Origin of the sequence: Actinomadura rudentiformis (genome assembly GCF_008923185.1) — a bacterium.
GTDB classification, from domain to species: Bacteria; Actinomycetota; Actinomycetes; order Streptosporangiales; family Streptosporangiaceae; genus Spirillospora; species Spirillospora rudentiformis.
Genome location: NZ_WBMT01000006.1, coordinates 409,610 through 425,036, shown reverse-complemented (window position 1 = coordinate 425,036; position 15,427 = coordinate 409,610). Strand labels below are relative to the sequence as shown.

At 71.9% G+C, this 15,427-nt stretch carries 15 protein-coding genes; 8 read left to right on the top strand and 7 right to left on the bottom strand.

Going from position 1 to position 15,427, the window contains the following annotated elements; all coding sequences use genetic code 11:
* Positions 1-5: 5 nt before the first annotated feature.
* Complete coding sequence (locus F8566_RS15600) at positions 6-998, top strand: hypothetical protein (RefSeq protein WP_151560917.1); 993 nt, start codon at positions 6-8, stop codon at positions 996-998.
* Here the strand turns inward: F8566_RS15600 and F8566_RS15595 are convergent.
* The 3 genes from F8566_RS15595 to F8566_RS15585 are packed head-to-tail and all read right to left on the bottom strand — an operon-like array spanning position 979 to position 4,357.
* On the bottom strand, positions 979-1,809 hold the full coding sequence (locus tag F8566_RS15595; RefSeq protein ID WP_225993201.1) for an ABC transporter permease: 831 nt from the start codon (positions 1,807-1,809) through the stop codon (positions 979-981). The genes F8566_RS15600 and F8566_RS15595 overlap by 20 nt on opposite strands.
* Positions 1,806-3,344, bottom strand: a complete 1,539-nt coding sequence (locus F8566_RS15590; RefSeq protein ID WP_151560916.1) for an ABC transporter permease subunit — start codon at positions 3,342-3,344, stop codon at positions 1,806-1,808. Before F8566_RS15590 ends, F8566_RS15595 begins: the two co-directional genes overlap by 4 nt.
* A complete protein-coding gene (locus tag F8566_RS15585) occupies positions 3,341-4,357 on the bottom strand; it encodes an ABC transporter ATP-binding protein (protein ID WP_151560915.1) in 1,017 nt (338 codons plus the stop codon). Before F8566_RS15585 ends, F8566_RS15590 begins: the two co-directional genes overlap by 4 nt.
* A gap of 164 nt (positions 4,358-4,521) precedes the next feature.
* Between F8566_RS15585 and F8566_RS15580 the strand changes: the two genes are divergently transcribed.
* Positions 4,522-5,571, top strand: a complete 1,050-nt coding sequence (locus tag F8566_RS15580) for a sensor histidine kinase (RefSeq protein WP_151560914.1) — start codon at positions 4,522-4,524, stop codon at positions 5,569-5,571.
* Entirely contained in the window at positions 5,568-6,242 is a 675-nt protein-coding gene (locus F8566_RS15575) for a response regulator (RefSeq protein WP_151560913.1), read from the top strand. Before F8566_RS15580 ends, F8566_RS15575 begins: the two co-directional genes overlap by 4 nt.
* Before the next feature lie 14 nt (positions 6,243-6,256).
* Here the strand turns inward: F8566_RS15575 and F8566_RS15570 are convergent, their stop codons facing one another.
* Positions 6,257-6,913 (bottom strand): response regulator transcription factor, encoded by a 657-nt coding sequence (locus F8566_RS15570; protein ID WP_151560912.1) that lies wholly within the window; start codon positions 6,911-6,913, stop codon positions 6,257-6,259.
* Positions 6,914-6,960: 47 nt separating this feature from the next.
* Entirely contained in the window at positions 6,961-8,121 is a 1,161-nt protein-coding gene (locus F8566_RS15565) for a sensor histidine kinase (protein WP_225993200.1), read from the bottom strand.
* Between the two features lie 118 nt (positions 8,122-8,239).
* Here F8566_RS15565 and F8566_RS15560 point away from each other — a divergent pair, with 118 nt between their 5' ends.
* Genes F8566_RS15560 through F8566_RS15545 form a run of 4 tightly spaced genes read left to right on the top strand, consistent with a single transcriptional unit; the run spans position 8,240 to position 11,878 of the window.
* Positions 8,240-8,785, top strand: coding sequence for a hypothetical protein (locus F8566_RS15560; protein ID WP_151560911.1), 546 nt, complete (start codon positions 8,240-8,242; stop codon positions 8,783-8,785).
* Positions 8,785-9,963, top strand: a complete 1,179-nt coding sequence (locus tag F8566_RS15555; protein WP_151560910.1) for a peptidoglycan-binding protein — start codon at positions 8,785-8,787, stop codon at positions 9,961-9,963. Before F8566_RS15560 ends, F8566_RS15555 begins: the two co-directional genes overlap by 1 nt.
* On the top strand, positions 9,960-10,685 hold the full coding sequence (locus tag F8566_RS15550; RefSeq protein ID WP_151560909.1) for an ABC transporter ATP-binding protein: 726 nt from the start codon (positions 9,960-9,962) through the stop codon (positions 10,683-10,685). The genes F8566_RS15555 and F8566_RS15550 overlap by 4 nt, the downstream gene beginning before the upstream one ends.
* A complete protein-coding gene (locus F8566_RS15545) occupies positions 10,682-11,878 on the top strand; it encodes an ABC transporter permease (protein WP_151560908.1) in 1,197 nt (398 codons plus the stop codon). The genes F8566_RS15550 and F8566_RS15545 overlap by 4 nt, the downstream gene beginning before the upstream one ends.
* 88 nt (positions 11,879-11,966) lie before the next feature.
* Here F8566_RS15545 and F8566_RS15540 read toward each other — a convergent pair whose 3' ends face one another.
* Positions 11,967-13,295: an MFS transporter gene (locus tag F8566_RS15540; RefSeq protein ID WP_151560907.1), complete on the bottom strand. Its 1,329-nt coding sequence runs from the start codon at positions 13,293-13,295 to the stop codon at positions 11,967-11,969.
* Between the two features lie 167 nt (positions 13,296-13,462).
* Between F8566_RS15540 and F8566_RS15535 the strand changes: the two genes are divergently transcribed.
* Positions 13,463-14,167: a VOC family protein gene (locus F8566_RS15535; RefSeq protein ID WP_225993199.1), complete on the top strand. Its 705-nt coding sequence runs from the start codon at positions 13,463-13,465 to the stop codon at positions 14,165-14,167.
* A 59-nt stretch (positions 14,168-14,226) separates the two neighbouring features.
* Here the strand turns inward: F8566_RS15535 and F8566_RS15530 are convergent, their stop codons facing one another.
* The gene (locus tag F8566_RS15530) at positions 14,227-15,327 is read right to left on the bottom strand and encodes a helix-turn-helix transcriptional regulator (RefSeq protein WP_151560905.1); all 1,101 of its coding nucleotides are present in this window, start codon (positions 15,325-15,327) and stop codon (positions 14,227-14,229) included.
* Positions 15,328-15,427: the final 100 nt, after the last annotated feature.

The window sequence follows — 15,427 nt, the reverse complement described above, 5'->3', positions numbered from 1 at the left end:
TGCTGGTGGGGGAGACGGAAGCCGCGTCCCTGGCCGCGGCGAAGGTCCGCGAGGCCGCCGACGGGACCGACAGCCGGATACGGCTCGCCACCGAGTTCTACACCGCTGCGGGCCGGGAACGCGGCTCCTACGGACGGGCCGAGCTCGCGTTCCTGCGCTGGGAGATCGCACGGGGCGTCCTGAACCCGTCCACCGCAGCCCGTCCCGGCAGCCCGTGGTGGCGCGCGGTCAACGACCGCCTGCTGCGCGACAAGACCGAGGCGGCGCTACTGTACGAGGCGGCACCCGGCAGATCCTCGGCAGGCGGCAGATCCTCGGCAGGCGGCGGATGCTCGGCGAACGGCAGGCCCTCGGCCCGGAGCGTCGCGCTGTGGGGCGAGTTCCTGCGCTTCCCGTCGCCCTCCTCCTGGTATCGCGCGCACAACTCCAGCGTCGTGGCCGGTTACCTGGAGAACGTGGAGCTCGCCGAGGCGGAGTTGCCCGCCGAGCGCTTCATGATGAACGTCGCCCTCCTGCGCGTTCTCTACACCCACGCGCTGGCGGCCCGGCCGAGGCTGGCGCTGGGCTCGTTCGGCACGGTCGGGCGGCTGGCCGGAGACCCGCGGCGCGGCTCGGTCGAGCTGTTCCTCGACCTGCGCCGAGCCTTCCCCGAGCGGTACCCGCTCACCGGCCTCACGATCGAGGACCTGGTCGCCACCGAGGGACCACTGCCGCGGCTGCTGGACTGGGGCATCATCGCCCCGCGGCTCACCAGGCTGTACTCGTTCGCGGCGGAATCGTCCGGGGAACCCCGTGTCATGGGCATGATCAGCAACGGGGTGCCGTGCTACGCCTTCCCCGCGGCACGCCCCGAACTGTGGCGCGAGGCGGGCGGCGGCCGGATGCTGACCCGGTTCGCGGCGTACGCCACCGGCGCGGGTGACTCCCGCCCGAACCGCCGCCCCCGCCGCCGTCCGCGCCACCAGGCCGCGTCCCCGGTCAGGGATCACGACGGATGAACGCGGCGCCGCCCGCCAGCAGCGCACAGGCCGCGTAGGCGGCGAGCACTCCCAGCCCCGCCCATGGCCCGATCGGCAGCCGGTCCAGGTTCCGTGTCGCCTGCACGGCCATGCCCGCGCTCGGCGCCGCCTTCTCCAGCCGTTCCCGCCAGTGCGGATCGCCCACGAACTGGACGGCCACGGGCGCGATGTAGAACAGCGTCAGCACCGCGGTGATCGTCCCGGCGGTGTCGCGCAGCAGCGCCCCGGCGCCCAGGCTCAGCAGGCCGACGAGAACGAGGTACAGGACCGTGCCGAACGCGGCCCGCAGCGTCGGCTCCGACCCTAGCGACAATGGCGGATGGCCGTTGGCCGCCGTGAACCCGTTCCCCTCCAGGAAGAACCGGCCGGTGAGCAGGGAACCCGCCACGCCCAGGACCGCCGCCGCCATTACGACACCCGCCACGACGACGGCCTTGGCGAACAGGACCACGGCCCGGCGCGGGGTGGCCGCCAGCGTCGTCTGGATCATTCTGGTGGCGTGCTCATTGGTGATGACGAGCGCGGCGAGGACGACGACGGCGGCCTGCCCGAGCCAGGTGCCCGACAGCGTGAGCTTGGTGGTGTCCTCGTGGCAGCCCTGCGGTGCGGGGCAGTGCGCGGCGTCCACCGACGCGGTGAACGCGATGCTCAGCGCCACGGTGACCGCGACCACTCCGGCGAACGACCAGCCGCTGCCGGGCAGCGTCCGCAGCTTGGTCCACTCGGCGTACAGCGTGCGGGTCAGCAGCGTGCGGGTCAGCAGCGTGGGGATCGGCAGTGTGCGGGTCACGCGTCCCTCCGGCGCAGTAGCCAGTACGCCAGCCCGAGCGCCACCGCGGTGTAGGCGACCAGCACGCCGATGCCCGCCCACGGCTCGGAGTAGTAACAGCCGTCCTCAGGGACGCAGACGCTCTCCACCTGGGGATAGTGCCTGCTGGTCTGCTGGATCGACAGGCCCGCCGCCGGGGTGAGACGCATCATCCACGTCGCCGCCGAGATCGGCAGCGCGGACGCGATGATGGTGGGCAGCACGAGGAGCGTGATGATCCCGGCGATCGCCCCCGCGCTGCGCCTCAGGATCGTGCCGACGCCCAGGCTGAACACCGCGACGAGCGCCAGGAAGAGCGCGGTGCCCACCACCGCCCGCATTATCCGCGGCTCGGTCAGCGACGGCTCGGGAAAGGCGGGCGGCGCGAACCCGCCCGACCGCAGCACCGGCTGCGAGGCGAAGAACAGGATGACGGTGGCGACCAGCCCGGTCGCGAACGTCACGGCGCTGATCACGATGGCCTTCGCGGCCAGGACCCGGCCGCGCCGCGGGCTGGCGGCGAAGCTGGTCCGGATCATGCCGCGCTTGTACTCGGCGGTGATGAACAGCACGCCCAGCGCGATGGCCGCGATCATGCCGATCATGACGCCGGTGAAGGGCAGGCGGACCGGGTCGTCGCCGTCGGGCCGGGGAGCGATGTCGCCCTGCCCGCGCAACGTGAACGTGCCCGCGCTCTGGGTCCCCTGGAAATCGTTCCCCTGGAACTCGTCGCCACCCGCGCGGGACGGGCTCACGACGGTGTTGTTCCACGAAGCGGCCTGCTGCCGAGATTGCACGTCGACACCGTCGAACGTCGCGGCGACGACGGAGGTGCTCTGCCCGACCGACGTGCTGCCGAACTCCCGCTGCACCTTGAAGACCCCCGGAGACGTCGCGAACAACCCGATCTCGGCGCGTTGTGGCAGCTCAGGGAGCGTGACCGTGCCGACCTTGCGCCACGTCCTACCGTCGGCCGACTCATAGCCCGTGACGGACGTACCGGCACGGACCAGGCGGAGCCAACCCGGGATCGCCCGGGACTTCCCGGCCACGTCATTGGTGAAATCGGACTGCAACCGGACACCATGGCCTGGCGTGACCATCACCGCCGCGTAGGTCGAGCCCGGCTTCGTGCCCGCCTTGATGATCACTCCGGCCTTGGCCCATCCCGCCATCTCCCGGCCGTCGGCGCTCTTGAGCGAGGTCACCCGCGCGGTGATGCCGCCGTCACCCTGCAGCGGCCGGTGCGTGAACTGGAAGACGTCATGGACCCGGGCACCGCCGGGCCCGACCGTGACCTCCTCCGGCCGGGTGTTCGCGTCGGTGCCACTGCCCGACGCGATGAACAGGCCCATCCCCACCGTGAGCACGGCCATGGCCAGCACGCCCAGGATCCATCTGCGCACCGATCGGAACTTCGTCCACTCAGCGCGCACCAGCCGCCCGGTCGACACGAACGCGCCGTCGTCCCGGACACCGGAGACCGAGCTCTGGAACCGCGTCGTCGTGGTCGTCATCGCTGCTCCCGTCCGGCCGAAGCGGAAGAGCTCGCCGAGCCGCCCGCGCCGCCGGCGGCCGTGCCATCGGCGTCTGCGCTGCCTGGGCCGCCTGCGGCACCTGTGGCGCCTCGGAAGTCGACCGCGTCGCGGGTGAGTTCCATGTACGCCTCCTCAAGGGAGGCGCGGTGCTCTGCGATGCCCGAGAAGCTCACGCCGCCCTCGTTCAGCAGCGCCACGATGCGTTCGGCCGCAAGCCCAGACACCGTCAGCGTGTCAGGGCCGTTCGCCGCCACGGACGCGCCGGCGTTGGCGAGCACCGTCATCGCCTCCTGCCGCCGGCCGGTGCGGAGCATCACCCGCCCGCTGGACGCGGCGGTGAGCAGCTCCTGCACGCTGGTGTCGGCGACGACCCGGCCGCGGCCGATCACCACCAGATGGTCGGCGCTGCCCTCCAGCTCGCTCATCAGATGGCTGGAGACCAGCACCGCCCGCCCCTCCGCCGCCAGTGAACGCAGCAGCCCGCGGATCCAGGTGATCCCCTCGGGATCCAGGCCGTTCACGGGCTCGTCGAACATCAGCACCGCGGGGTCGCCGATCAGCGCGGCCGCGATGCCGAGCCGCTGCCGCATGCCGAGCGAGAACCCGCCCGCCGCCCGCCTGGCCACCGGCCGCAGCCCGACCAGGTCGATCACCTCGTCCACCCGCCGCACGGGCAGCCCGTTGGAATGCGCCATCCACAGCAGGTGGTCGCGCGCCCGCCGGCCGGGATGCACCGCCGACGCGTCCAGCAGCGCACCGACCTGGCACAAGGGGGAACGAAGCGTGCGGTAGGGACGGCCGCCGATGAGCGCGCTGCCCTCGTCCGGCCGGTCCATCCCCATGATCATCCGCATCGTGGACGACTTGCCCGCGCCGTTGGGCCCGACGAACCCGGTGACCTGCCCGGGCTCGACGGTGAACGACAGGCCGTCGACGGCCACGGTCGACCCGTAGCGCTTGCGCAGCCCGCGAACTTCGATGGTGGCGTTCATGACCAGGAGACTAGGAATCCGGCCCCTCGCTGTCGTCCCGCACCGGAGTCATCTTCGCCGGGACGGACCGGGGGACGGGCCGCCGCCGCGTCCCTCTCACGGGGGACGGGCGAACTGTTGATCAGAGGGACGCCAACACCCGCCCGGTCGGTGAGAATAACGCTGTGGACCTGCCCGAGGCCGCGCGCGGCCGCGCCCCCGTCATCGCCGGAGCCGCGCTCGGCGTGGTCGCGCTCGCCGAGACCGTGGCCCGCACCGGCGTGGGCGTGAACCTGCCGGTGGGCGTCCTGCTCGCCCTGTGCGCGACCGTGCCGCTCGCGTTCACCGGCCGGCACCCGCTCGCGGCGGCCGTGACGGTCACGGGGACGACACTGCTGTCCGTCCCGTTCTACTGGTCGCCGCTTTTCACCGGGGTCGTCGCGCTGACCGCCGCCTGGTACCTGGTGGTACGCCGCAGGCTGGCACGGGTGCGCGCCGAGGCCGCCGAACGGGACGCCTCGCGGCGCGCCATCGAGAGCACACTGCTGGAGTACACCGCGCGAGGCGAACGGGCTCGCATCGCCCGCGAGCTCCACGACGTCGTGGCCCACCACATCTCGATGATCTCCGTGCAGGCCGAGACCGCCCGGCTCGCGGTGCCCGGCATGCCGCCCGAGGGCGCCAAGCACCTGCTCGCCATCGGCGACACCGCCCGCACGGCGCTCACCGAGATGCGCCGGCTGCTGGGCGTGCTGCGTGAGGACGCCGGCGGCGAGCCCACCCGGCGGCCGCAGCCCACCCTGGAGCAACTGCTGGAACTCATCGACGAGACACGCGAGTCCGGTGGGGTCACCGCCCGCCTCATCCTGCGCGGCCGCACCGCGCCTCTGGACCCGGGCGTCGAGCTGACCGCGTACCGCATCGTGCAGGAGGCACTCACCAACGCCCGCAGGCACGCCCCCGGCGCCGCCGTTGACGTCGAGCTCCACTACGACGACGACGTACTGCACCTGCGCGTGCGCGACAACGGGCCGGGTCCGCCGCCCAACGGCAGTGAAGGCGACGACGCGCGGCACGGGGGAGCGCACGCGGGCGGGCCTGGGGTCGGGCACGGCCTGCTGGGAATGCGTGAACGTGCCGCGACGGTCGGCGGCAAGCTCCGCACCGGACCGGCACCGGGCCACGGGTTCCTCGTCGAAGCCACGCTCCCCGCCAAGGCGGGAGACGACCGGTGAGCGCGCCTGTCCGTGTCGTGGTGGTCGACGACCAAGAAGTGGTCCGGGCAGGGTTCAGCGCCCTCCTCGAAACGCAGCCCGACCTGACCGTGGTCGGCACCGCCGCCGACGGCGCCGCGGCGATCGCGGCCTGCCGCGAGCAGTGCCCCGACGTCGTGCTGATGGACGTGCGGATGCCGGCCATGGACGGCATCGAGGCCACCCGGCGGATCACCGCCGCGTCCGGGGAGGGCCCCTCGCCGCGGATCGTCATGCTGACCACCTTCGACCTCGACGAACACGTCTACGACGCGCTCGTCGCGGGCGCGAGCGGGTTCCTGCTCAAGGACGTGACGGCCGAACGGCTCTTCGACGCCGTCCGGGTCGCGGCGGCCGGCGAGGCCCTGCTCGCGCCGAGCGTCACCCGCCGGCTCATCGGCGAGTTCGCCCGGCTGCGCCCGCGCCCGGTCGCGGCGTCGCTCGGCGTGCTCACGCCCCGCGAGACCGACGTGCTCCGCCTGGTCGCCGAGGGCCTGTCCAACGCCGAGATCGCCGCACGGCTGACGGTCGGCGAGGAGACCGTCAAGACCCACGTCAGCCGCGTGCTGCGCAAGCTGGGCCTGCGCGACCGCGTCCAGGCGGTCGTGACCGCCTACGAGTCGGGCCTGGTCGTGCCCCGCACCGGCGGCTGACCGCACGTACCGCGTCACCCGGCGATGCGGTAGCCGACGCCGGGCGTGGTGGTGATGACCGGCGGGTCGCCGAGCTTGCGCCGCAACCGGCCGACGGTCACCGGGACGGTGTTGGTGAACGGGTCGGCGTGCTCGTCCCAGACCTGTTCGAGCAGGTCTTCGGCGCTGAGAAACGCGGGCCAGGCACGCAGCAGCGCCTCCAGCACGCCGAACTCCTTGACCGAAAGGCTGAGCATCCGCCCGTCGCGGATCACCGTGCGCCGCATGGGGTCGAGTTCGATGCCCGCCGCGCGGAAGATCCGCGCACGGGCGCCCGGGCGGCGGCGGGCGAGTGCGCGCACCCGCAACACCAGCTCGGGAAAGTGGAACGGCTTGGCCAGATAGTCGTCGGCGCCCAGGCTCAGGCCGCTGACGCGGTCGCCGGGGGAGTCCGCCGCGGTCAGCATGAGCACCATGACGGGCCGCTCCGCCTCGGTGATCATCCGGCAGAGGGTGTCGCCGTGCAGCCCGGGAAGGTCACGGTCGAGCACGACCACGTCATAGGAGACGTCGAGCTTGGTGGCCGCGTCGAGCCCGTCGTAGGCGACGTCCACGGCCATGCCCTGGTCCCGGAGCCCTTCGGCGACCACGTCGGCCAGGGCGCGTGAGTCCTCGACGACCAGCACCCTCATGCGCTCAGCATCCTCATCCCCTAAGCATTCTCATGCGCTCAGCATTCTCATGCGTTCGCTCCGGCGACGGTGCCCGTGCCGATGGCCGTCTGTGTGAGCGGCAACGTGACCGTCACGCGCAGGCCCCCGCCGGGCAGCGCGAGAAGGGCGAGCGTCCCGCCGTGGACCTCGGCGATGGCGTCGACGATCGACAATCCGAGCCCGCTGCCCCGGTCTGAGCCGGTGCGGTCCGCTGCCAGGCGCCGGAACGGCTGGGTGAGGCCGGCGAGATCCTCCTGCGCGAAGACAGGGCCGCCGTTCTCCACGACGAGCTCGGCGACGGATCCGCGCGCGGCGGTACGGACTCGGACCCACCCGCCGGGGACGTTGTGGGTCACGGCGTTGTCGACGACGTTCTCGACCAGGCGCGACAGCAGGGTCTCGCTGCCCCGGACCCGCGCCTCCGGGCTCGTCTCCCGGTCCACCTGGAGCTCCAGCTCGGCGGTGACGTCGCCGCGGAGTTCGAGCGCGGCCGCGGCGACGTCACCGAGCGCCAGCGTCGACTCGTCGGCGACCGGGGCGTGCTGGGCACGGGCCAGGGTCAGGAAGCTCTCCAGCAGCCGGTCGACGTGATCGAGCTCGTGCCTGATCCGGTCCGCGAGGGTGACGGTCTGCTGGTGCAGCGGGCCGGGCTTGGCCATCGCGACGTCCAGCGACGCCCGCATGGTCGCCAGCGGCGTGCGCAGCTCGTGCGAGGCGTTGGCGACGAACCGCCGCTCGAACTCGAACGAGCGCTCAAGCCGGGCGAGCAGATCGTCGAACGTGTCGCCCAGTTCCTTGAGCTCGTCCGCGGGCCCGGGCAGGTTGAGGCGCTCGTGCAGGTTGGTGGCCGAGATCTGGCGTGCGCTCGTGGTGATCGTGCGCAGGATCCGCAGGAACCGGCCCGGCACCAGCCAGCCCAGGACCAGCGACACCACCGCCATGAACGCCAGCGCGAAACCCGCGGCGGCCAGCAGCTGGCTCAGATCGGAGTCATCCCGGTTGTGCTCGAACGTGCCGGGCCCGCCGGGCGTCGTGGGGACTCCTCCAGGGTCGACGGGAGCCGAGACCGAGGAGCCCTGATACAGGGCGATCATGATGATCAAAAGGATCGCGCCCGACGCGAGGAAGACCCCGAAGTAGAGCAGCGCGAGACGCATCCGGATCGTGCGTCGTGGCAGGTGGAACACGGTCCAAGGATGCCTCATCGGGCTTAACAGCGAAATAACGGATCATGTTGGGCCCGTGTTAGCGCCTCCTGCGTAGAACGGCCACTGACAGTCAGCAGCCGAGCAGTGAGGAAACAACATGTCAGCCACTTTCAGGGCGGGAAGCCGCGCGGTGCGTATCGCGGTGCTGGCGGCGGCGCTCTCAGTCCTGGCCCTCACCGGCACCGCCTGTTCCGGAGGCGAAAAGGAGAAGGGCGGGGGACCGGCGGGCGGCGCGGGGCCGAACGGTTCCCAGGCGGAGCTCGTGGCCAAGCACGTCGAATACGCGAAATGCATGCGCGCCAACGGCATCAAGGAGTTCCCCGACCCCCAAACCGACCCAGGAGGGGGCGTCGGGTTTTCGATGAACCTCGACACCGACGATCCCAAGTACAAGGCCGCCGACGGCAAGTGCAAGTCGCTGCTGCCGGCGGAGCCCGCCGCGAACGACCCGCAGGCGCGCCAAGACGCCGTCAAGCTGGCCGGATGCATGCGGTCCAACGGCGTCTCCAGTTTCCCCGACCCTGACGGCAACGGCACGTTCCACCTCAAGGGCGTCGACCGCGAGGCACCGCAGTACCGCACCGCCATGGAGACCTGCCAGAAGCAGACCGGCTTCAAGGGCCCGATGCGTGTCGAGAACTGATGACCACCAGAGCCGACCACGACACCATGAACGCCGAAACCCGCACCCCGCCGCTTGACCGCCCGACGCCGAAGCCTGAGCCGCCGCGGCGGTCCCGAGGCGGCCGGCGCCTGACCGGCCGGGTCATCCTGGTCTCCGCGGGCGTCCTGATCGCGGCGGGCGCCGGGGTCGTCATCGCCGATCCGTTCGGCATGCGGCCCGAAGACCCGCCACTGCGGGGCACCGACGCGACCGGGCTGGCCCAGGTGGCCAAGGAAACGTTGTCGGCCCGGACCCAGGAAAGCGGGACGCTTGGCTACGCCGGCAGCTACGAGGTCGTCAACCAGATCGATGGCACCCTCACCAAGCTCCCGGCCGTGGGGCAGGTGATCCGCCAGGGCAGGGCGCTGTACCGGGTCGACGGCAACCCGGTGATCCTGCTGCGGGGCGCCGTCCCCGTCTACCGCGACCTGTCGCAGGGGAGCAAGGGAGCCGACGTCCGGCAGCTGAACGCGGCGCTCGTCGCCCTGGGCCTCGCCACCAAGGCCGAGGTCGACCCTGACTCCGACTACTTCGGGACAGGGACGTACTACGCCCTGCGGAAACTGCAGGACAAGGCGGGCCTGGAGGAGACCGGGATCCTGGCCCGCGGCCAGGCGGTCTTCATGCCGGAGACCGAGCTCAGGATCACCAAGATCACCGCAGTGCGCGGCGGCGCGGCGGCACGCGGCGCCGTGGTCCTGCGGGCCTCCTCCACCCGGCGCCAGGTCACCATCTCGATGCACGCCGGACGGCAGGACGAGGTGGAGGTCGGCGACAAGGTGACCATCTCCCTCCCGACCGGCAGGAACACCCCCGGGGTGGTCTCCTCGGTGGGCAAGGTGGCCACCAAGGGCGACAAGAGCACGACCGTCGACGTGCGGATCAGGCCGTTCAAGCCCAGGGAGACCGGCATGCTCGACCAGGCGCCGGTCCAGGTCTCGATCGTGACCGGCACGGCCGTGAACGTGCTGTCGGTGCCGGTGAACGCGCTGCTAGCGCAGGCGGGCGGCGGCTACGCCGTCGAAGTCGTCGGGACCGACGGCGCGCATCGCCTGATCCCCGTGAAGACCGGGCTGTTCGACGACAGCGCAGGCACGGTCGAGGTCAGCGGCAACGGCCTGGCGGCCGGGCAGAGCGTCGTGGTGCCGGCCTCATGACCGGAACGCCTGACACGCCGGTGTTGCAACTGGAGAAGGTGTCCAAGGTCTATCCCGGCGCAGTGCCAGTGGTGGCGCTGGAAGAGGCCAGCTTCACCGTTCACCGAGGCGACCTGGTGGCGATCGTCGGGCCGTCGGGATCGGGCAAGTCGACCCTGCTTCAGGTCATGGGCACGCTGGACCGGCCCACATCAGGCACGGTACGGATCCTCGGCGACGACGCCGCCACGATGTCCGACCGCGCCCTCGCGGGCCTGCGAGCCGAACGGATCGGCTTCGTCTTCCAGCAGTTCTTCCTGGCCGACCACGCCACGGCAGTGGAGAACGTCGCGGACGGGCTCCTCTACGCGGGCGTCCGGCACCGGCAACGGATGCGCGCCGCTGCCACCGCCCTGGAACGCGTCGGGCTCGGCCACCGGCTCGACCACCGCCCGTCGCAGCTGTCGGGCGGGGAACGGCAGCGCGTCGCGATCGCCCGCGCCCTGGTCGGCGAGCCGGCGATCGTGCTGGCCGACGAGCCCACCGGCAACCTCGACAGCGTCTCCGGCGCCGCGGTCTACGAACTGCTGACCGAGCTCAACACCGACGGCGCCACCATCATCATGATCACCCACGACCGCGAGCTGGCCGCCCGGCTCCCGCGCCGCATCGAGGTCCTCGACGGCCGCATCGTCGCCGACGTGACCGGACAGCCGCTGCTCGCAGGAAGGCGCACGCCATGACGGCCTCCACTCCGGGCCGGCTGCATCCGGCCGACCTCGCCCGTGTCGCCGCGGTCGGCCTGCGCACCCGCCGGACGCGGGCCGCCCTGTCGGCCCTGGGCATCGCCATCGGCGTCGCCGCGATGGTGGCGGTCCTCGGCCTGTCGGCCTCGTCCCAGGCAGGGCTCCTGGCCGAGATCGACAAGCTCGGCACCAACCTGCTCACCGTCGCCCCGGGCCAGTCCCTGACCGGCCAAGACGCCCGGCTGCCACTCCAGGCACCCGGAATGATCGGGCGCATCGCCGCAGTGGAGGCCGTGCAGAGCACCGGCGACACCAAGGCCAACGCGTTCCGCAGCCCGCTCATCCCGGGCCTGCAGACCAACGGGCTGACCGTCAACGCGGCGAGCCTGGACCTGCCCGCGGCGGTGCGCACCACCGTCGCCGAAGGCCGGTACCTGAACGCGGCGACCGCCAACCAGCCGGTGGCCGTGCTCGGCTCGGCGGCTGCCCGGCGGCTGGGCATCGCCCGGATCCACCCGGGAATGCGGATCTGGGTGGGCGGACAGTGGTTCTATGTCAGCGGCATCCTCAACCCGGCGACACTCTCACCCGAGATCGACTCCTCAGTCCTGGTCGGCTACCCGGCCGCGCGGCGATACCTGGACTTCGACGGGCACCCTTCGATGATCTATGTGCGGGCCCGCACCGGCCACGTGGAAGAGGTTCACCGTCTGCTGGGCGCGACGGCCAACCCCAGGAACACCGGTGAGGTGCGCGTCAGCCAGCCCTCCGCCGCCCTGGTTGCGCGGGCGGCGGCCGAGTCCGCGCTGAACGGGCTGTTCCTGGGCCTTGGCGCGGTGGCGTTGCTCGTCGGCGGGATCGGCGTGGCCAACACCATGGTCATCTCCGTCCTGGAACGCCGGTCGGAGATCGGGCTCCGGCGCGCCCTCGGCGCCACCCGGGGCGGCATCCGGCTGCAGTTCCTGTCCGAAGCGGTCCTGCTGGCCGCCCTCGGCGGCGCCGCCGGTGTCGCGCTCGGCGTGTCCGCCACGGTCGTGTACGCGTCCGTGAAGGGCTGGGCGACGGTCGTCCCGGTACTGGCCTGGGGCGGCGGCCTAGGCGCAGCCATCGCGATCGGCGCCGTCGCAGGCCTGCTGCCCGCGCTCCGCGCCGCACGCATGCCCCCCACCGAGGCGCTCCGCACAGCCTGACGCCCACGGGCGCCAAAACGGCATTGCGCGCGGCGCACCGCCGGGGAAGCCCCGGTGCATCACCGCACCGGGGCCCCTCAAAACCGTTTCACGCTTGACGGCCGTCGAGGGCGGCCTGCTCCATGACCTTGTGCGCGTCGCGTTCGAACGACGCCCTGGCCTTGAGCGTGAGGAGTCCGCCGGCGACCATCGGGATCACCAGGATGTACATCCCGGCGAGCAGCGACCCGAGCCGGTCCGAGGCGATGCCGACGACCAGGGAGCCGAGGGCGCCGCCGCCTGTGATGAGAAGTTGCAGGACGGCGAAGCCGAGCCCGCGTGAGGCGGCCGGGACCACGTCCGCCAGGCACGCCGTCAAATTCGGCGTCGCGATGGCGATCAGCGAGCAGGAGAGCAGCACCAGCGCGGTCAGTGCGCCGATCGACTCCATCGACAGCGCTCCGGCCAAGACCAGCGAGCCTGCCGTGATGCCGCTGCCGCCGGCCAGCAGGCGGCCGCCCTTGCGAGTGCCGTGCCACTTCCTGCCCAGCCACGAACCGGCCAGGGTGCCGGTCAGCGCGCCCGTGACCGTGATGATGCCGCTCAGCGAGCCTGCCGTGCCCGTGCCGACTCCGAAGGTGCGCACCATCAGCGTGGGCAGCCAGTAGAAGATCCCGGCCATGCCGAGGGTGAGCAGGGACAGCCCAGCGCAGACCAAGACCAGCGTGGGGATGGCGAGGACCTGCTTGAACTGTTGCCAGAACGGCGGCTTGACCAGGGGCGGCGGGGACGTCGCGGAGGCCGGGGAGGCCACCAGGCGATCGAGCTCGCCGCGGCGTGGCTCACGCAGCAGCCAGACGAGCAGGGCCGTGAGCGCGCCCGGCACCACCATGACGAGGAACGCCGTACGCCATGAGAACACCTCCGCCAGTACCCCGCCCAGCAGCGTCCCCACACCCCCAAGGTGCATGGTGACGCGCGTGAGCCCGTACGCCTTCGCCCGGCTGACCGGCGGATAGTAGTCAGCGAGGAGGCTGCCGGAGGCCGGATTGTCGATGTTCTCAGCCGCAGCCAGCAGCACGCGCATCACGTAGAACATCAAGAAGCCGGTGGCCAGCCCCGAGCCCAGCGTCGCGATCGCCCAGACGAAGACGACCACCGCGATGATCCGCGTGCGGCTGAGCCGGTCCGCCAGGTACCCGGCGGGAAGGCACACCACCGCCGCGGCCAGAGCGGCGGCCGTCGGGATCGAGCCCGCGGCGGTGTCGCTGAAGCCCCATTCGCTTTGAACGGCCGGGAGCACGCCGATGAGCAGGTTGTGCTCGATCCTGTCCACCAAACCGACGATGAACAGGACGACCAACGGCACCCAGCCGAACGGCGCCCGCGAACGCGCGTCGACGGCGCCGGTGCGCGGCGAACCCAACGTGCTGACCATGCCACCCTTTCCGTCGGAGATCCATGATCGCAGCGCGCCGACCCTGACCACCTGTACGCACGCCCGCGCCGCCGCAGGGGCGTTCGAGGACTTGATCCCGGCGAAAACTCGTTTGCGCGGCCTGGGCCGTCTCCGATGGGCTGCACCCGATGTCGAAGGGGGCGCGTGTGAACGAGTTCTGCTGGATGGATGTGAAGACCCGTGACGTGCCGGGAGTCGCCGCGTTCTTCGGGGCTGTGCTGGGGTGGCGGTTCGCGGTCGACGAGAACGACCCCCGCCGTGCGACGAAGATCTACCTTGACGGGTACCCGATCGGCGGTGTCAGTGATCTGTCCGATCCGATCTATCCGCCGGGCACGCCCCCACACGTGGCGTACTACCTGGCGGTCGACGACGCCGACCGCGTCACCGGAGCGGCCGTGGCCAACGGCGCGGAGCTGGTGGTCAGGCCCTTCGACGCCGGCGACCAGGGACGGATGGCCACCCTGGTCGATCCGGGCGGTGCGGCCTTTTCACCGTGGCAGGCAGGCACGTTCGCGGGCTGGCGCCACCCCGGCCTGGCTCATGCCCCCGCGCGGATGATGCTCGCTTGCAACGATCCGGAACGGTCGCGGGCGTTCTACCGCACCGTGCTGGGCGCCGAGCCGCGCTCCGCCGAGTTCGTGCGGACACCGGACGTAGCGGAGACCGGGGCACGCTGGGAGGCGATCCTGCAGACCCGCGACCCCGGCAGTGTCGCCGCCCGGGCCCGCACGTTCGGCGGGGGAGCCTGTGTCCGGTCCGATGCCGGGTCCGGGCAACCCGGCGGACCGGTGCTGCGACTGACCGGCCCGGACGGGCTTGCCTTCCAGATGCGGCCGGTCATCGACTGATCCTGCGTGCTCGCTCCCTGCGAAGAGCATCGGCTCAAGGCCGATCGCGTTAGCCCTTGTCAGATGCCCTGTGCGGGGCGCGGATCGCCCGGGCGGTCGCGCAGAGGCCAGTAGTGCTCGGTGAAGAGGCGGGCCACCAGTTCACCGCGGCTGGAGACCTGGGTCTTGTCGAAGATCGCCTTAATGTGGTCGCGGACGGTGTGTGCGGAGATGAACAGGGCAGCGGCGATCTCGGCGGTGGCCAGCCCCCGCGCGACGTGCTGGGTGATCTCCAGTTCGCGGGGTGAGAGTCCGTAGGCGGCGGCGATGATCGGCGCCATGTCGGAGGCGGGGGCGGGCTCGATGATGAGCGCCGTCGGACCGGGTAGTCCGTCGGGGCCGCTGAGGCATGAGGCGTGGCAGACCAGCCAGCCGCCGTCGCGGGTGCGGATGCGCACCCGCGCCGATCGCCCGTCGCGTTCGGAGGCGACCGCCCGCGCCTGGACGGCTGTCCCGACGACCCAGATGGGGAGGCGGACGCCGAGGGCCGACGGCTCGGACGGCCCGTCCGGCAGCAGTGCGAGGTAGTGCCGGGCCTCCTGGTTGATAGAAGTGGCCGTCCCGTCGGGGGTGAAAAGGATCATGCCCGGCGCGGACGTCCCGGCGAGCACCGGGGCGGCGGCGGACGGGCGGGCGAAGGCGCGCAGCCGTGCGCCGAGTGAGGCCGACATGCCCGCGACCAGATCGATGTCGGCCTGGCCGAAGGGTTCGTGTCCGGCACTGCGGAACAGGCTGACCACGCCCCACGGCCTGTTGCCCGCGCGCAGCACCGCCCGGAGCTCGTCCATCAGGCCGTCGCGGCGGAGCCGCCGGTACTGTGCGCTGCGCCCGGGCAGGTCACCGGTGTTGCGCCGCAGCGCGCCGGCGGGAGTCGCGGCGCGGGCCAGTTCGCGGAAGGGGATGACGGTCTCCTCCAGCAGCTCGCATTCCCAGTACGCGTAGCACTGCGAGCCGCCGTCGAGGTTCTGCACCCACATCGGCGCGGTCACCAGCCCGGTCTGCGGGTCGGTGGTCGACCATGCCGCCGCGTCGAAGACGACGCGCTCGCGGAGCCGGGCGGAGACCTGGACGAACAGTTCGAGGGGGCTGGCTGCCCGTGCGATCGGGTCGTCGCGCGACATCCGGTCTCCCTTCCGAACTGTTGATCATCCCAGCCTGCCTCAGCGGGCGCGCTTCCCCCACCCCTCGTTTGAGGGGGTGCGTTCCGTCGCGGCGCCCCGT